At 72.1% G+C, this 15,312-nt stretch carries 15 protein-coding genes; 6 read left to right on the forward strand and 9 right to left on the reverse strand.

The annotated features are described in order from the left end of the window. Window positions 1-3: 3 nt before the first annotated feature. Together OG456_RS21980 and OG456_RS21985 are read right to left on the reverse strand one after the other, a co-directional pair. Window positions 4-840, reverse strand: coding sequence for an ABC transporter ATP-binding protein (locus OG456_RS21980; protein WP_266563569.1), 837 nt, complete (start codon window positions 838-840; stop codon window positions 4-6). Continuing rightward, window positions 833-1,750, reverse strand: a complete 918-nt coding sequence (locus OG456_RS21985; protein ID WP_266563571.1) for an ABC transporter permease — start codon at window positions 1,748-1,750, stop codon at window positions 833-835. Before OG456_RS21985 ends, OG456_RS21980 begins: the two co-directional genes overlap by 8 nt. 122 nt (window positions 1,751-1,872) lie before the next feature. Between OG456_RS21985 and OG456_RS21990 the strand changes: the two genes are divergently transcribed. Beyond that, window positions 1,873-2,493 (forward strand): TetR/AcrR family transcriptional regulator, encoded by a 621-nt coding sequence (locus OG456_RS21990; protein ID WP_266563573.1) that lies wholly within the window; start codon window positions 1,873-1,875, stop codon window positions 2,491-2,493. 24 nt (window positions 2,494-2,517) lie between these two features. On the opposite strand, the gene OG456_RS21995 is transcribed toward OG456_RS21990, so the two are convergent. Both OG456_RS21995 and OG456_RS22000 read right to left on the reverse strand, forming a co-directional pair. Then, entirely contained in the window at window positions 2,518-2,727 is a 210-nt protein-coding gene (locus OG456_RS21995) for a DUF397 domain-containing protein (RefSeq protein WP_266563575.1), read from the reverse strand. Continuing rightward, entirely contained in the window at window positions 2,724-3,557 is an 834-nt protein-coding gene (locus tag OG456_RS22000; RefSeq protein ID WP_266563577.1) for a helix-turn-helix transcriptional regulator, read from the reverse strand. The genes OG456_RS21995 and OG456_RS22000 overlap by 4 nt, the downstream gene beginning before the upstream one ends. Window positions 3,558-3,697: 140 nt before the next feature. Here OG456_RS22000 and OG456_RS22005 point away from each other — a divergent pair, with 140 nt between their 5' ends. Next, on the forward strand, window positions 3,698-4,117 hold the full coding sequence (locus OG456_RS22005; protein WP_266563579.1) for an ATP-binding protein: 420 nt from the start codon (window positions 3,698-3,700) through the stop codon (window positions 4,115-4,117). 640 nt (window positions 4,118-4,757) lie between these two features. Here the strand turns inward: OG456_RS22005 and OG456_RS22010 are convergent. The 5 genes from OG456_RS22010 to OG456_RS22030 all read right to left on the reverse strand — a co-directional run bounded on the left by OG456_RS22010 (window position 4,758) and on the right by OG456_RS22030 (window position 10,097). Further along, window positions 4,758-5,489 (reverse strand): maleylpyruvate isomerase family mycothiol-dependent enzyme, encoded by a 732-nt coding sequence (locus tag OG456_RS22010; protein WP_266563581.1) that lies wholly within the window; start codon window positions 5,487-5,489, stop codon window positions 4,758-4,760. 69 nt (window positions 5,490-5,558) lie between these two features. After that, window positions 5,559-6,539, reverse strand: a complete 981-nt coding sequence (gene galE, locus OG456_RS22015) for a UDP-glucose 4-epimerase GalE (protein WP_266563583.1) — start codon at window positions 6,537-6,539, stop codon at window positions 5,559-5,561. Between the two features lie 58 nt (window positions 6,540-6,597). Continuing rightward, the gene (locus OG456_RS22020) at window positions 6,598-8,205 is read right to left on the reverse strand and encodes a glycosyltransferase family 2 protein (protein WP_266569377.1); all 1,608 of its coding nucleotides are present in this window, start codon (window positions 8,203-8,205) and stop codon (window positions 6,598-6,600) included. Between the two features lie 57 nt (window positions 8,206-8,262). Beyond that, on the reverse strand, window positions 8,263-9,456 hold the full coding sequence (locus tag OG456_RS22025) for a glycosyltransferase family 87 protein (RefSeq protein ID WP_266569378.1): 1,194 nt from the start codon (window positions 9,454-9,456) through the stop codon (window positions 8,263-8,265). 167 nt (window positions 9,457-9,623) lie between these two features. Then, entirely contained in the window at window positions 9,624-10,097 is a 474-nt protein-coding gene (locus tag OG456_RS22030; protein WP_266563590.1) for a MarR family winged helix-turn-helix transcriptional regulator, read from the reverse strand. 138 nt (window positions 10,098-10,235) lie between these two features. Here OG456_RS22030 and OG456_RS22035 point away from each other — a divergent pair, with 138 nt between their 5' ends. The 4 genes from OG456_RS22035 to OG456_RS22050 all read left to right on the forward strand — a co-directional run bounded on the left by OG456_RS22035 (window position 10,236) and on the right by OG456_RS22050 (window position 15,312). Next, window positions 10,236-10,649: an organic hydroperoxide resistance protein gene (locus OG456_RS22035; protein WP_116512677.1), complete on the forward strand. Its 414-nt coding sequence runs from the start codon at window positions 10,236-10,238 to the stop codon at window positions 10,647-10,649. Between the two features lie 192 nt (window positions 10,650-10,841). Beyond that, window positions 10,842-12,443 (forward strand): glycosyltransferase family 39 protein, encoded by a 1,602-nt coding sequence (locus OG456_RS22040; RefSeq protein ID WP_266563594.1) that lies wholly within the window; start codon window positions 10,842-10,844, stop codon window positions 12,441-12,443. After that, window positions 12,440-14,176 (forward strand): hypothetical protein, encoded by a 1,737-nt coding sequence (locus OG456_RS22045; RefSeq protein WP_266563596.1) that lies wholly within the window; start codon window positions 12,440-12,442, stop codon window positions 14,174-14,176. Before OG456_RS22040 ends, OG456_RS22045 begins: the two co-directional genes overlap by 4 nt. Then, window positions 14,173-15,312, forward strand: coding sequence for an acyltransferase (locus tag OG456_RS22050; protein WP_266563598.1), 1,140 nt, complete (start codon window positions 14,173-14,175; stop codon window positions 15,310-15,312). The genes OG456_RS22045 and OG456_RS22050 overlap by 4 nt, the downstream gene beginning before the upstream one ends.

Consider the following 15,312-nt stretch of genomic DNA (forward strand, 5'->3'; position numbering starts at 1 on the left):
GCCTCAGGCGGAAACGGCGACCCTGGCCTTCTTGGGTTCCGTCCCGCCGCCGTCCGGATTGGTGAACGCCTCGTACGCCTTGAGGACCTCGTCCGTCGGCCCGTCCATGCGCAGCTCGCCGCGCTCCAGCCACAGGACCCGGTCGCAGGTGTCGCGGATCGACTTGTTGTTGTGGCTGACGAGGAAGACCGAGCCGGCCTCCTTGCGCAGTTCGCGGATCCGGGACTCCGAGCGCTTCTGGAAGGACCGGTCGCCGGTGGCCAGGGCCTCGTCGATCAGCAGCACGTCATGGTCCTTGGCGGCGGCGATGGAGAACCGGAGCCGGGCGGCCATGCCCGAGGAGTACGTCCGCATGGGCAGCGTGATGAAGTCGCCCTTCTCGTTGATGCCGGAGAAGCCGACGATGTCTTCGTAACGCTCGCGGACCTCCTCGCGGCTCATGCCCATGGCGAGGCCGCCGAGATGGACGTTGCGCTCGCCCGTGAGGTCGTTCATCAGCGCCGCGTTCACGCCGAGCAGCGACGGCTGGCCATGTGTGAAGATCCGGCCGTTCTCCGTCGGCAGCAGCCCCGCGACCGCCTTGAGCAGCGTCGACTTGCCCGACCCGTTCGTGCCGATCAGGCCGATCGCCTCGCCCTTGTACGCGGTGAACGAGACCTTCTTCACCGCGTGCACCTTGCGCACGCCGGCCCGGGCCTCGGCCTTCTTCCGGCCGCCGATGATGCGGCCGAGCGCGGCGGTCGCGGTGCCGCGGCCCGCCCCGGTGCCGTTCACGCGGTAGACGATGTCGACGTTGTCGACGATGACGGTGGGGATCCGCTCCCCAGAGGTGTCAGCCACGGCCGTACGTCTCCTCTGCCTTCCAGAAGTAGATGAACCCGCCGACGCCCGCGACCAGCGCCCACCCGGCCGCGATCGCCCACACATGGGGCGGCAGCTGACCGCGGTGGAAGCTGTCGATCAGGGCGAAGCGCATCAGGTCGATGTAGACGGCGGCCGGGTTCGCGGCCAGCAGCACGTGTACGACGTGCGGCAGGTGCTGGTTCTTGAGGACCTTGTCGATGCTCCACATCACGCCGGACGTGTACATCCACGTACGCAGCAGGAACGGCATCAGCTGCGCGATGTCCGGCGTCCTCGCGCCCATTCTCGCCATGACGAGGGCCACGCCGGTGTTGAAGACGAACTGGAGCAGCAGAACCGGCAGGACCAGGAACCAGGAGAGGGCCGGCGGAACGCCGAAGCAGAGCAGGATCACCACCAGCGCGCACATCGAGAACAACAGCTGCTGGAGCTGCTGGAGCGCGAACGACACCGGCAGCGCGGCGCGCGGGAAGTGCAGCGCCCGTACGAGACCGAGGTTGCCGGAGATCGCGCGCGTGCCCGCCATGATCGAGCTCTGCGTGAACGTCCACACGAACACGCCGGTGACCAGGAACGGCACATAGTCCGGCACGTTGTGCTTCGTGCCCATCAGGACGCCGAAGATGAAGTAGTAGACCGCCGCGTTCAGGAGCGGGGTCGCCACCTGCCACACCTGGCCCAGCTTCGCCTGGCTGTACTGCGCCGTGAGCTTGGCCGTCGCGAACGCGGTGATGAAGTGGCGCCGCTGCCAGAGCTGCCCCACGTACTCCGCGAGGGTCGGCCGCGCGCCGCTGACCGAGAGGCCGTACCGCGCGGCCAGCTCCGCGGGATCTTCCACCGGCGCGGTGGCCGCCGGCGGGGGAGGTGTGTCGACTGCCTGACTCACATCCGCTGCTTTCGCTCAAGGGGTCGGAGACGTCGGAACGGGTCCGTATCGTCGTGACGTGAGCGTAGGGCGTCGCTACGTCGGAACGCAACCGTTTCGTCGTGCCGCCCTATGCTGTACGGATGACCAACGCCGACTCCGCCAAGCCGACGCCACGTCGAAGAGCCCCCGCAGGCGCGGCAGTGCTCCGCGAGGATGTGACGGAAGCCATCCGCTCCGCCGTCTTCGAAGAACTCGCCGCCGTGGGCTACGCCCGTATGTCCATCGAGGGGATCGCGCGCCGCGCGGGCGTCGGCAAAACCGCCGTCTACCGCCGCTGGCGCTCCAAACTGCACCTGGTCCTCGACCTGGTCTCCGCCATAGCGGTACAGGGCCTGCCGGCCCCGGACACGGGTTCTCTGGAGGGCGACCTGCGCCTCCTCTACGAGGTCACGTCCCGGGCCCTCAGGCACCCGGTCGCGGGCCAGATCATCCCCGACCTCCAGGCCGAGGCGGCGCGCAACCCGGAAATCGCGGAGGCCATGCAGAAGGCGCTGCGCGAAGGCCAGTACGGGGTGGCGAACGGCATCGTGCGCAGCGCCGCCGCACGCGGGGAGGTCAGGGCGGACCTCGACGAGGACCTCGCCCTCGACCTGATCTCGGGCCCGCTGTACTGGCGCGCCGTGGTGGTGCGGACGCCGCTGCCCAAGGGGTACCTGGGGAAACTGGCGTCGGCTACGGCGGCGGGGTTGAAGGCGCTGTAGCTGTAGCTGTAGCTGTAGCTGTAGCTAGCGCTGGGCTGCGTAGGTGATGAAGGCGGCCCAGGTGGTGGGGGTGGCGGTGAGGCGGGGGCCGTCGGGGTTCTTGGAGTCGCGGATGTGGATGGTGGTGGGGGTGGGGGCTACTTCGATGCAGTCGTTACCGTCACCGCTGCTGCTGTAGCTGCTCTTGAACCAGCGCAGGCCGGAAACGTTCACTGCCGTGGCTTTGCGGATCATGGTTCTCCCAGCATTTGCTCGATGAGGCCCCGCGACTCCCTCGGCGTCAGAGCCTGGGCCCGGATCATGCCATAGCGCAGCTCAAGCACCCTGAGCTGCTTGGGGTCCGAGACCGGACGGCCGTTGAACGCGCCGTCGGAGCGCCCCACCGCGCTGCCGTCCGGGAACTTCAGCACCTCGATCAGCCCGCCTGTTCCGGGATGTTCCTCACAGCTGGTCGGCAGGACTTGAAGTGCGACGTTCCGCAACTGCCCGATTTCCAGCAGCCGTTCGAGCTGCCGACGCCACACCATTGTGCCTCCGACCGGACGCCGGAGCGTCGCTTCCTCCTGGATAAAGCTGATCGCCGGGGCTGGATCGCGGTCGAAGACGACCCGTCGGGCCAGTCGGGCCGAGACCACGCGTTCCAGGTCGTCCGACGAATACGCGGGCAGCCATCCGCCGAACAGCGTTCGCATGTGCCCCTCTGTCTGCAGAAGGCCATGCACGTTGTGGTTGCTGTAGTGGGACAGCTCGACGGCTCGCGCTTCAAGGTCCGCCAGTTCACGGACCTTTCTCGGGTACCGCGCACGCCTCATGCTCGGTTTCATCGCCGTCACGAGCCCGCCCGTGCGGAGGAGCTCGTCCACCTTGTCCAGGTACTCCGGCCGAGGAATGCGCGCTCCCCGCTCGATCTTCCGGACGAGGTCCTCCCCGTACCCGATTCGCTCGGCGAATTCAGGGACGTGAAACCCGGCTGCCTCCCTCAGAAACCTCAGCTGCTGCCCGACGACTTCCACCGCCGAGGCGATTCCGTCCTCGGGATCCACGTCCCAACCCGGCTCATCCATGCCCACCCACCTCCAACGCCCACACGTACCCGCACGGCATCGGGGACAGCCGAGACAGAACTGGACAACGGCTGGACAGTCCCCGTACGCACCGGAGTCATGACTGCTCATGGCGTCTGCACTCCGACACGCTGAGTGACATGGAAGCAGAAACTCAACTCCACGCAACCGCACGCCAGTTCACCGTGCTGCTCTCGGCCACGCCACGCGGAGCGCGCCTGGCCAGACTGCTCACGACGGAGCAACTCCGCGCCTGGGGACTCCCGTTCGAAGCGGCAGCGCACGTCGTGGCGGAGCTGGCGGCGAATGCCGTGACGCATGGGCGGGTGCCCGGCCGGGACTTCCGGTTCACGCTCCTGGCGACTCACGGGGTGATCCGAATCGAGGTCACGGATACGCGCGGGGAGCGGGTCCCGCAGTTGCGTCATCCCGGCGGCGAGGAAGAGACCGGACGGGGCCTGCAACTGGTGGAGGCGCTGGCGGCGCGCTGGGGCGTGACGCCCGGCCCGGCGCCGAGGAAGACGACGTGGGCGGAGTTGTCCGTGCCCCGGGTGAACTGATCAAAAGCGGATTGCGTGGCTGGTGTGGGTGGGTGGTTGCGGGAGCCTCCATCAGTTTTCCGCTTGTCTGCGGACTGGTGGGGGCGGGCTTTCCCCGATTGACGTGCGTACGGGGTCCGGGATGCGCAGCTGTTGTTCGAGGAACTGCGGGTGGTGCGGGGGCGGGGGCCGTGGACTGAGCGCGCCCGGTCGGGCCGCGGGAAAGGGAAGCGGCGGTAAGGGGAAGGTGGGGGAGGGGGCGGGAAGCGACAGGAGGTGGGGGCGGGGGTGCGAGGCAGCGGCGGGAGGGGTGAGGTCCTGGCCTCTCCGGCTGCCCATGACGTCGCCTTCGCCGGGGAGTCGGCCGGCCGTGGTGGGTCTTGGCCGGTGGGGTCGTCATGGCGCAGATCTGCCAATGGTCCCCGGCATCGGCGGGCTTCGGCCGGGTGAGGCCCGTCCCGCCTTGGGGGTGGCGAGGCCCTCGCCTGGGGATTGGCAGATCGAGGCCACGCCGGGGGAGCGGATGAAGTGATCCGGAGCCGGTGATGTGTGCTGGGGCCAAGTCGCCGCCTGCGCCCGCGAGCCGGACTGCGTCGGGGAGCTCAGGGGTGCCTGGACGTCGAACGTGGTCAGCGGCCGGCGGCGGGCGCTTCGTCGCGGCCTACTCCTCCGGCTCCTGGAGCAGGTCGACGAGCCCTCGGTCGCCGTCAGGCTTCAGGGAGTCCAACGGGCTTCGGCCGTACAGGCCCAGGACCAGCTCACCGGCCGTGCCCCGGGCGGAGGCGTCGGCCGCGGTGGCGGGTGCGGGGAGACCCGTAGCCCGTGCGCCGTCGGCGGAGAGCGAGAGGCGCCAGGAGCGGCCCTCGGTGGTGTGGAAGTCGACGGCAGCGGGCTTGTGCGGCCAGGGGCTCGTCGTCGCGCAGCAGGTGGACAGGAACTCGTCGACACCGTCGAGTGCCACCTCGTCCGGCAGTGGCTGCGGGGCGCCCACGGTGAGCTGGGCGTCGTAGGTGTGCATCGCGATCTCCTGGAGCTGGTGCCGGGCGACGGCACCGGACGCCTGCGGCGACTGCGACGCACCCCACCACGTCCAGCAACCGCGATCCGGGCCGGACGCCCGCAGCGCGCCCAGCAATTGCTCCGTGGACTCGGCCAGCCGGGCAAGCATGGTCTCGCGGTCCCGGGGCGCAACCTGGGCGCCCGTCTCGGCCGGGGGAGCGTCGGCAGGCCCCGCGGCGACGGTGGCGGCCCAGAAGTGGCGCCGCTCGCCCAGGTGCTGGACCAGATCGGACAGCGTCCAGTCGGGGCAGGTCGGCACGTGCACGTCGAGGCTGGGCGCGGAGGCGACCGCGGCGAACGTTCGTCGGTCAGCTGCGGAGGTCGGCGAACTCAAGTGTCGTTGTCACGCTGACTCTTTATCACCGAGCTCCGGCCATCGGACAGCGGTTTTTGAACGGGGGACTCACCTCACGGCGGTCCCGTGGACCCGGACCCAGCCCTGCCATGCCGACTCGACCATGTCGCGTACGTCGCGCTTCGCCGTCCAGCCGAGCTCCGTCGCGATGCGGTCCGCGGAGGCGACGACGCGGGCCGGGTCGCCGGGGCGGCGCGGGGTGACGACGGGGTCGGTGCCGTGGCCGGTCGTCGCGTTGATCAGCTCGACCATCTCCAGGACCGAGACGCCTTCGCCGCGGCCGATGTTGAGGGTGAGGTCCGTGCCGGGGGCGGCGGCGGAGAGGCGGCGGGCGGCGGCCACGTGGGCCTCGGCGAGATCGACGACGTGGATGTAGTCGCGTACGCAGGTCCCGTCGGGTGTCGGGTAGTCCGCGCCGAAGATCCGTGGGGCCTCGCCGTCGGTGAGCTTCTCGAAGACCATCGGCACGAGGTTGAAGACGCCGGTGTCGGCCAGTTCGGGGGTGGCCGCGCCCGCCACGTTGAAGTAGCGCAGGGAGGCCGTGGCCAGGCGGTGGGCCCGGCCCGTCGCGCGGACCAGCCACTCGCCGGCGAGTTTCGTCTCGCCGTAGGGGCTCATCGGCAGGCACGGGGTGTCCTCGGTGACGAGGTCGACGTCGGGCATGCCGTACACGGCGGCGGACGAGGAGAAGACGAACGACGGGACGCCGCTCGCGGTGACCGCCTCCAGGAGGACGCGCAGGCCCTCGACGTTCTCGCGGTAGTAGTGCAGCGGCAGCTCCACCGACTCGGCGACCTGCTTCTTCGCGGCGAGGTGGACGACGCCGGTGATGCCGTGCTCGGCGATGGTGCGCGCCACGGCGTCGGCGTCCAGGGTCGAGGCGACGACCAGGGGTACGCCGTCCGGGACGCGCGCGGCGATGCCGGTGGACAGGTCGTCGTAGACCACGGTCCGCTCGCCCGCCTCCTGCATGGCGCGGACGACGTGCGCCCCGATGTATCCGGCACCGCCGGTGATCAGCCAGGTCATGTCGGTTCAGGGTCCCCTCGGTCGTGTCGTGTCTCGTCGTGCGCGTGCGGTCGGCGTTCTAGTGAACCAGGCGGTTGAGGCGGCCGCGTGCCACCGCCAGGGCTCCGCGTACGCCGGGCGCGAGGCGTACGGCGAGGGCGCCGGAGTGGGTCGCGTACGGATGGGCGAGCAGCATGCCGTGGCTCAGGCTCGGCAGGGCGGTGCGGCGCAGGAGGCCGGGGCCGGTGGCGGCGTGGGCGCTGGCGTCGCGGCTGGTGCCGTCGGCGAAGTTCACGTGGAGGCGCAGGTCCCAGGTGCCGGTGGCGAGCGCCGACAGGTCGAGGGACGCCTCGGCCTCCCAGGTCCCGGCGTCGGACCCGGGCACGAAGGTCACTGTGCGGCGTCTGGCGGGGCGGTGGCGCAGGCGGTCGACGACCTCGATGTCGACGGTGGCGGGGCCCGCCTCGGCGACGCGCCCGTACAGGTCGTGCAGGCGCAGCCGCAGCCGTGAGCCACGCGCGCGTGGCCGCAGTTCCGCCTCTATGGCGATGGGGAGCAGGTCCATAGGGCGTACGAGGAGGTGCTCAAGGGTCACCTGGGGGAGGTCGTCGGACCAGATGGGTGTGCCGTCTGCGGCGCGTGCGTAGGGCGGGCGCAGGCGGGCGGGGCGGGCCGCGACCTCCTTGAGACGGGGCAGGTCGCGCGGGTGGTCGGAGGCGAGGATCACGCGGGCGACGACACGGCCGGGGGCGGGCGCCGCGTCGATGTCGGCCGTGTCGAACGTGGCGAGGTAGGCGCGGGTGCGGTCCCACCACTCGGCGCGGTACTCGGGGCTGCGCAGGTCGAGCTCGCGGGCGTACATGCGCAGGCTGTGGTCGAGGAACCGGGTGCGGGCCGCGCGTGCGAGGCGCTTGTGCGAGGCGGTCAGGAGGATGTCGACGGACTGGCGGTGCGCCTCGATGCGGGCGGTCCAGTTGTCGAGTCCGGCCCGGTCGAGGGAGAGCGACAGGCGGCCGGCGTCGCGGCGCACGTTCCAGATGTAGACCGTGTCGGGGACGAGCGCGATGCGCGGTGCGGCGGCGAGCACGCGCGCGGTGAAGACGAAGTCCTCGTAGAGGAAGTGGCCGCCGGGGAAGCGGATCCCGTGCTCGCGCAGGAAGTCCGCGCGGTAGAGCTTGTTGACGCAGAGCGTGTCGTGGACGAGGCGGGGGCGGCGCTCCGGGTGGGGGATCACGGCGGCCTCGGCGTACAGCTCGGGCTGCCACGGGATGTCGCGGCCCGAGGGGAGCTCGCGGCGCACGCAGAGGCCGGCGGCGACCTCGGCGCGGTGGGTGAGCGCCGCGCCGAGCAGGGCGTCGACGGCGCCGGGCGGCAGCACGTCGTCGCTGTCCAGGAACATGACGTACGGGGCCGAGGCTCTGTCGATGCCGTCGTTGCGCGGGGTGCCGCAGCCGCCGCTGTTCGTGGCGCGGCGCACCACCTTCAGGCGTGGCTCTTCGTCCGCCGTGCGCTGGAGGAGCTCGCCGCTGCTGTCCGTCGAACAGTCGTCGACGGCGATCACCTCACGGACGGCGGGGCCCTGGGAGAGGGCGGAGCGTACGGCGTCGGTGACCTGTGCGGCGTCGTTGTAGCCGATGACGACGACCGAGACCTGTGAGCGCTGTTGCGAGGGCTGCTGGGACTGCATGGCTTCCACAGAAGGAAATCCTAGGTCTTTGCGGTAATTGTCCGGTAAGTAAAATTCCTACGCCTTGGTTCCCTTCCAGAGGGAGCGGAACGAGACGACGGCTCCTCCGAGGAGCAGGCCGTTGCGCGCCAGCATCAGCAGCGAGCCCGTCCACGTGGCCGCCTCGACGTCGCGGTACAGGACCGGGTACGCGAGCGCGCTCAGGCCGGCCGCCGCCACGACGAGCAGGGCGACGGGGCGCTGGGTGGTGTGGCGCGAGGTGAGGCAGACGGCGGCGAGTCCGAGCAGCCAGATCAGGTACTGCGGGCTGATCACGCGGCTGGTGACGGTGAAGAGCAGGACGGCGCAGAGCGCGGCGTCGTACGGCGTCGCGGGGCTCCAGTTCAGTGCCCGTAGCCGCCAGAACAGCAGCAGTGCCGCCGCGACGGCGGTGAGCACCAGGGAGGCCGCGGCCACCACGCCGACGTGCGGGCCGACGTACTCCATCGCCCCGAACCGGTAACGGATGTGCCCCGACCAGCCCGCCCGCCGCGCGAAGGCCAGCACCGTGCCGCCCAGCGACTCGATCTGCACGCCCCGCTCGCCCTGCTGGCGCAGGAACGAGAACGGTGAGCGGAACGCGACCGCGAGGACCAGCAGGATCGCGGCGCCGGACGTGAGCGCCGCCGTCCACGCCTCCCGGCTCGTACGTCCCCGGGGTGTGCCGAGCAGGGCGAGCGCGGGCCACACCTTCACCAGCGCGCCGCACGCCGCGAGGACGCCGCCCGCGCGCGGGAACCGCCCCATGAGCAGCAGCGCGAACACGGCGAGCGCGGTGACCTCGATGTCGTAGCGGGCCAGCGGGACGTGGAGCAGGAGCGGCAGCCCGGCCACCCACAGCCAGGCGCCTCCCGTGCTGCGCCGTGGCCGCGCGCCGGTCCGGGCGAGGGCGAGCGTGACCAGGGCGTCCGTGGCGAGGGTGAGCGCGACGAAGGCCTGGAAGTAGGTGAGGCCGGAGATCAGACCGGGCGCCAGGAGGACGGGGCCCGCGCCCGGCGGGTACTGCCACATCGGGTCGCCGGCCGGGAAGGCGCCGCCGGCGAGGGTGGCGTACCAGCCGGCGTACAGCGTGTGCACCTCTCGTGCGACCCCTCCGACGCCGAGCGGGGCGCGCTCGTCCGTGAGGAGCAGGGCGAGCATCGCGGCGCGGGTGGCCAGCCAGGTGAGCGGAAGTGCCGCCCGCGCGAGGGGGCCGGGGTGGACCCAGGTCATATGGACGGGTGCTGCGGCGGTGGGTGGCTGAGTGTCGAGCGTCACCTGCGCGAGCGTACGAGCGTATGGCCGCATATGCGGTGATAATCAGCCGAATGGGGCTTTCGTGTCGGACGGGGAACGGCTCTGCCGGGCGGGGGCGCCACGCGTCCGGCGCGGGTGGCCGGTCACGCGTCGAGCGCCGCCCCGTCCAGTGCCGTCGTCAGGCGGTCGAGGCGGGCGCGCATGTCCTCGATCTCCGCCAGGTCGAACCCCGTGGCCGCCGCGATCCGGCGCGGCACCAGCGCCGCGCGCTCCCGCAGCTCGGTGCCCGCGGGGGTCGGCCGGACGTTCACCGAGCGCTCGTCGCGCGCGCTGCGCTCCCGCTGGACGAGACCGGCCGCCTCCAGCCGCTTGAGCAGCGGGGACAGCGTGCCCGAGTCCAGCCGCAGCCGCTCCCCGAGCCGCTTCACAGGCAGCTCGCCGTCCTCCCAGAGCACCAGCATGACCAGGTACTGGGGGTAGGTCAGGCCCAGGTCCTTGAGGAGTGTGCGGTAGACGCCGCCGAACGCGCGCGACGCGGCGTTCAGGGAGAAGCAGATCTGCCGGTCGAGTCGCAGGAATTCCTCGTCGCCGGGTGTCTCGGTCGTCTCGGTGGTCATGGGTCCAGGGTAACCGGGACCTCTGGTGTGTCATTCAGTTGCCCGCAATTGAATTGCGTGCTCTACTTGTGTCCGTCAGGGCAGCACGTACTCCACCGCGGGCGTCACCGCGGACCCCATCTCAGGAGGATGTTTTTCATGGAAGCGATCTACACCGCCGTAGCCACCGCCACCCACGGCCGTGACGGCCGCGCCGTCAGCTCCGACGGCCGCCTCGACCTCCAGCTGGGCATCCCCACGGAGATGGGCGGCAACGGCCAGGGCACCAACCCCGAGCAGCTCTTCGCCGCCGGGTACTCCGCCTGTTTCGCCAGCGCGCTCGGCCTGGTCGGCCGCGCCGCGAAGGTCGACATCAGCGACGCCGCGGTGACCGCCGAGGTGGGCATCGGCAAGCAGGGCGAGGGCTTCGGGCTCGCGGTGACGCTGCGCGTGGAGCTGCCGGAGACGGTCGACGCCGAGACCGGTCGCAAGCTGGTCGAGCAGGCCCACCAGGTCTGCCCGTACTCGAACGCGACCCGCGGCAACATCGACGTCGAGCTCGTCGTCGAGTAGTCGCCCTGCTCGCGGGGTGCTCGTCCTGCTCCCGGGGTGTCAACGTTCCCCAGGGGAACCCCCGTTGACCCGTGCGAGCACCCCGCCCGTGCGCGCGAAGCGCCCGTGATTGCTGGTTGCCGCCGTTCGCCCCATGCGCCCCTGACGGCAAGGCTGCGTCACAAATCCGATCAATTGGGACAGGATCGGCGCGTGCGCATCTCTTCGGACGGTCCGCGCGGCCGCACCCCCAGGGCCCTTCCCGCCGCTGCACCCGCCGTGACCGCGGTCCTGCTGCCGGGCGTGGTGATACTGGGCCTCGGGCTCTGGGGGCTCGACCGCGGCACGATCTGGCGCGACGAGGCCGCGACGATACTCGTCGCCACCCGCTCCCTGCCCCAGATCCACCGTCTCCTCGGCAACATCGACGCGGTACACGGCCTCTACTACGTGCTGATCCACTTCGTGCTCGGCGGGCAGACGGACGCCTACCTGATGCGGCTGCCGTCCGTGCTCGGCGCGACCGCGGCGGCCTGCCTCGTCGCCGCGCTCGGCATCCGGCTCGCCCGGCCCCGCGTCGGCCTGTGGGCCGGACTCCTGTACGCGGCCTCGCCGTTCACCGTCTACTACGCGCAGGAGGGCCGCTCGTACGCGATCGTCGCGGCGGGCGCGGCTGCGGCGACGCTCATGTTCGTCCACTGCGTACGGCATCCGTCGTGGCCCGCGTGGGCCGGTTACGCCGCGCTCGTGACGGTGACCGCGTGGCTCCACGAGTTCGCCGTGCTCGTCCTCGCCGCGCACGCCGTCACCCTCCTCGTGTCGCGCGCGGCCCCCGTGCTGTGGCGGGGCTGGGCGGCCGCCGCCGCTGCCGCCGTCCTGCTGGTGCTGCCGCTCGCCGACGAGGCGCGGGAGCAGAGCTTCCAGGTGGCGTGGATCCGCAGACCGGGCTGGGGGGACGCCGAGGCGCTGCTGCGGCTCGCCGCCGGGCACCCCGGCGCCGTCTTCAACACCACGCTCCTGCTCGCCGCGGCCGCCGTGCTCGCCCCCTCGGTCCGCCGGGGGACGTGCGGGCTCGCCGCGGTCGCGCTGCCGCTCGCCGTCGTGCCGCCCGCGGTGCTGCTCACCGTGTCGCAGTGGCAGCCGCTGTACGCGCCGCGCTACACGTTCTTCGCGTTCGCCGGGCTGCCCCTGCTGGTGGCGGCCGGCGCGGACACGGTCCTGCGGCGCCTGCCGGAACGGGTGCGGCCCTCCGCGTACGTCCAGGTGACCGCCGGGGCCGCCCTGGTCGCGGTGGCGTTCTGGGCGCAGTTCCCGGCGCAGCTGCGCGAGCGGTCGCCCGAGAGCCGCAGGGACGACTTCGGGGCGGTCGCGCGGATGGCGGAGCGGGATCTGCGGCCCGGCGACGCGCTGCTCTACCTGCCGAAGACCGGCCGACGCCTCACGGAGACGTATCCGCGCGCGGTGGCGGGCGTGCGTGACGTGGCGCTGAAGTCGACGGGCGCCCGCTCCGGAACCCTGTACGGCGTGGACGCGAGCCCCGCCGAACTCCGCGCCCGGATGGCGTGCCTGACCCGCGTCTGGGTCCTCTTCGACGCGGAGGCGGGCCGCCCCGGCTGGCACACCCGCAATCCCGTCGAACTCGCCAAACTCGCGCTCCTGGAACGGGACTTCACCCCCCTCACCGAATCGAGACGCCGCAGCGGGCTGCTGCGCCTGTACGAGCGGGTGGGCGGCCCCGCGCCCACCTGCGCGGCCGGCGCGGGGCCTGCCGCGGCGACCGCCACACCTACCGAGCCGACGCCGGAGTCCCCATGAACGCCACGCTCCTCGCCCTCCTCGACAGCCGCCGCCCCGACCGGGCGCGGTCCGTGCCCGCCGCCCGCGCCTCGCCCGCCGGACCCGCGTCCCGCCTGCGCCGTTGGGCCGACCCCGCCGCAGTCCTCGCCGCCACTGCGCTGATCGCGGTCAGGGCCGCCGGACTCGGGCGCTGGATCGTCGACGACGCCGCCGTCACCTTCGCGTACGCGCGCAGCATCGACGAGGGCCTCGGCCCGGTCCAACTGCCCGGCGCGTCACCGGTGGAGGGCTACTCCAACCCGGCCTGGCTCGCCCTGATGGCCGTCGGGCGCAGGCTCGGCCTCTTCGACCACGGCGCGTTCCTGGGCGTCAGCGACCTCGTGCTCTACCCGAAGGCACTCGCCCTGCTGTGCACGGCCGGCACGCTCGCGTGCGTCGCGTGGGCGGCCCGCGCCGTGGTGCCCGGCCGCGCGTGGGCGGTGACGCTCCTCGCGGGAGCCGCCCTCGCCACGAACCTCTCCTACGTGGCCTGGTCCTTCTCCGGCCTGGAGAACCCGCTGTACGGGCTGACGGCGGCGGGGACGGGAGCGGTGCTGGTGCGGGCGGTCGCCCGGGGTGGCCTCACGGCCCCCCGCACCGCCGTGACCGCCGGCGCGATCGCCCTGCTCGCCGCGCTGGCCCGGCCCGACGGCGCCGTACTCATGGCCGCCTACCCCCTCGTCCTCGCCCTCTCCGTGCGCCGTGACCTGGCCCGGTCGGTCCGCGCGCTGGCCCTGCACGCCGGTGTCGTCGCCGTGCCCTACGGCGCGTTCCTGCTGTGGCGGCACGCCGTCTTCGGGCTGTGGGTGCCCAACACCGCGGTCGCCAAGGCGCAGCAGACCCCCGAGCTCGCCCAACTCGCCAAGACGGGCGCTCTGTTGACGTACGCGGGCTGGGCCTTCGCGCTGATCGGCGCGCTGTGCGCCGGTGCCGTGCTCGCCCGGCCCGGCACGGCGCGCCGTGCCCTGGTGGCGCTGCTCGTGCCGCTGCTCCTGTCGCTGCTCGCGTACGGGGTGCTCGGCCGGGACTGGATGGCCCTGTACCGGTTCGCGACCCCGGTGTGGGTTCTCGCGGCGGCTGTCGCCGCGCTGTCGGCCGTAGTGCTGTGGGAGGCGGAGGGAGTTCGTGGCCGGGCCGTCCTCGTCATGGCGCTGTCCGGCGCGCTCGTCCTCGCGCACACCGGACAGGCCGCACGCGAAGCCTCGTTCAAGGCCCACCCGACGCTCTCCATGTGTTTCGTCGCCGAACGCTACGGCCAGGTGTTCAACACGTACGCAGAGCGCCTCGGCCTGCGGCACGCCACCGTCGCCCTGCCCGACCTCGGCGGCACGCTGCTCACCACGCGGCTGCGGGTACTGGACCTGGCGGGCCTGACCGACCGCCGCATCGCGGACGCGTACGCCTCCGGCGACATGCGGGCCCTGCGCGACCACGTCCTGCGCGCCGAGCGCCCCGAACTCCTGCACGTCCACGGGGCCTGGGTCAACAAGCCGGGCCTGACCGTCGCCCGCCTGGCGGACGCCGGCTACGTCCCGCTGTACCGGCAGCAGAACGGCGGTGACTTCGTCCGGGCCGACGCCGTCCACGATCCGGCCCGCATCGCCGCCGTACGCGCCTGGGCCGCACCGCGCCTCGACCACCTGATCGCGGACCAGGACCACACCGGCAGCTGCGGCGCCACTCTCACCCCGGGTCAGGGAGCCGCCCTGTGACGGCCACCCTTCTCCCCGCGCCCACCCGGTCCCGCAGCGCGGAGGCGCGGGCGCCGCGGCTCGATTCGCTCACCGGGATGCGCTTCGTGGCGGCGCTCGCCGTCTTCGTGCACCACACCACCGGGCTCGCCCCGGGCAGCGGCCTGGCTCAGGCGCCGGTCCTGTTCCCGTACTCGACCATGGGCGTCAACGGCGTCGGGTTCTTCTTCGTGCTGTCCGGGTTCCTGCTGGCCTGGGGGCACCGCCCCGGCACGCGTCGCGGTCTCTTCTACTGGCGTCGCGCCGGACGCATCTGGCCCGCGCATCTTGCCGCCACGATCCCGTGCGTCTGGGTGTTCTACCTCTGGGGTGGCGTGCCCACGGACGCGTTCAGCTTCGTCACGTCGCTGCTGCTCGTGCAGACCTGGTTCCCCGGCGTCGTGCCGATGTTCCCGGGCAACGGCGTGGCCTGGACGCTCAGCGTCGAGGTGTTCTTCTACCTCCTGTTCCCCTGGGTGATCGGCCCGGCCCTGCGCCTGCGCACCCGCACCCTCGCGCTCCTCGCGGCGTCCGGTCTCGCCGCCATGTGGGCCCTCAACTGGTGGGCCGCCGACCACCTTTCGCCCTTCGCCCGCGAATGGGTCATGCGCCACCCGGTGACGCGTCTGCCCGAGTTCGCGGCCGGCCTCGTCTGCGCGATCGCCCTGCGCCGCGGCCACCGGATCGCCCTGCGCCCGGCCGTACTGCTCGCCTCCTTCGCCGCGTACACGGCCGTGTACTGCCACCGGGCCGACTGGTCCTCGCCAGGCGCGGTGGGTCAACTGGAGTGGACGGTGAGGCCGTTCGTCGCCGTGTTCTCGGCGCTCTTCATCGTCGCGTACGCCCAGCGCGAGCTGTCCGGGCGCCGCGGAGCGCTCTGTTCGCGCCCCATGGTGCTGCTCGGCGCGTGGTCGTACGCGTTCTATCTGCTGCATCAGACGCTGAACCGGTACGTGCAGGACACCTGGGGCCGGATGCGGCCCGACAACTCCGCCGTGTTCGCGCTGTGCGGACTCGCTGTCGCGGTGATCGCGCTTTCCTGGGCGCTGTTCACGTACGTCGAGGAACCGGCCAGAAAGTGGTGGTCCCGGCACACGCCGCGCCGCCTCACACGGTGA

The sequence above is a fragment of the Streptomyces sp. NBC_01446 genome (assembly GCF_026340095.1).
GTDB lineage: Bacteria > Actinomycetota > Actinomycetes > Streptomycetales > Streptomycetaceae > Streptomyces > Streptomyces aureus.

Coding starts and splice junctions, on each gene's coding strand:
- OG456_RS21990 (WP_266563573.1), top strand. CDS start 1,873: ATGACCAACGCCGACTCCGCCAAGCCGACGCCACGTCGAAGAGCCCCC.
- OG456_RS21995 (WP_266563575.1), bottom strand. CDS start 2,727: ATGATCCGCAAAGCCACGGCAGTGAACGTTTCCGGCCTGCGCTGGTTC.
- OG456_RS22000 (WP_266563577.1), bottom strand. CDS start 3,557: ATGGATGAGCCGGGTTGGGACGTGGATCCCGAGGACGGAATCGCCTCG.
- OG456_RS22005 (WP_266563579.1), top strand. CDS start 3,698: ATGGAAGCAGAAACTCAACTCCACGCAACCGCACGCCAGTTCACCGTG.
- galE (WP_266563583.1), bottom strand. CDS start 6,539: ATGACCTGGCTGATCACCGGCGGTGCCGGATACATCGGGGCGCACGTC.
- OG456_RS22020 (WP_266569377.1), bottom strand. CDS start 8,205: ATGCAGTCCCAGCAGCCCTCGCAACAGCGCTCACAGGTCTCGGTCGTC.
- OG456_RS22025 (WP_266569378.1), bottom strand. CDS start 9,456: ATGACCTGGGTCCACCCCGGCCCCCTCGCGCGGGCGGCACTTCCGCTC.
- OG456_RS22030 (WP_266563590.1), bottom strand. CDS start 10,097: ATGACCACCGAGACGACCGAGACACCCGGCGACGAGGAATTCCTGCGA.
- OG456_RS22035 (WP_116512677.1), top strand. CDS start 10,236: ATGGAAGCGATCTACACCGCCGTAGCCACCGCCACCCACGGCCGTGAC.
- OG456_RS22045 (WP_266563596.1), top strand. CDS start 12,440: ATGAACGCCACGCTCCTCGCCCTCCTCGACAGCCGCCGCCCCGACCGG.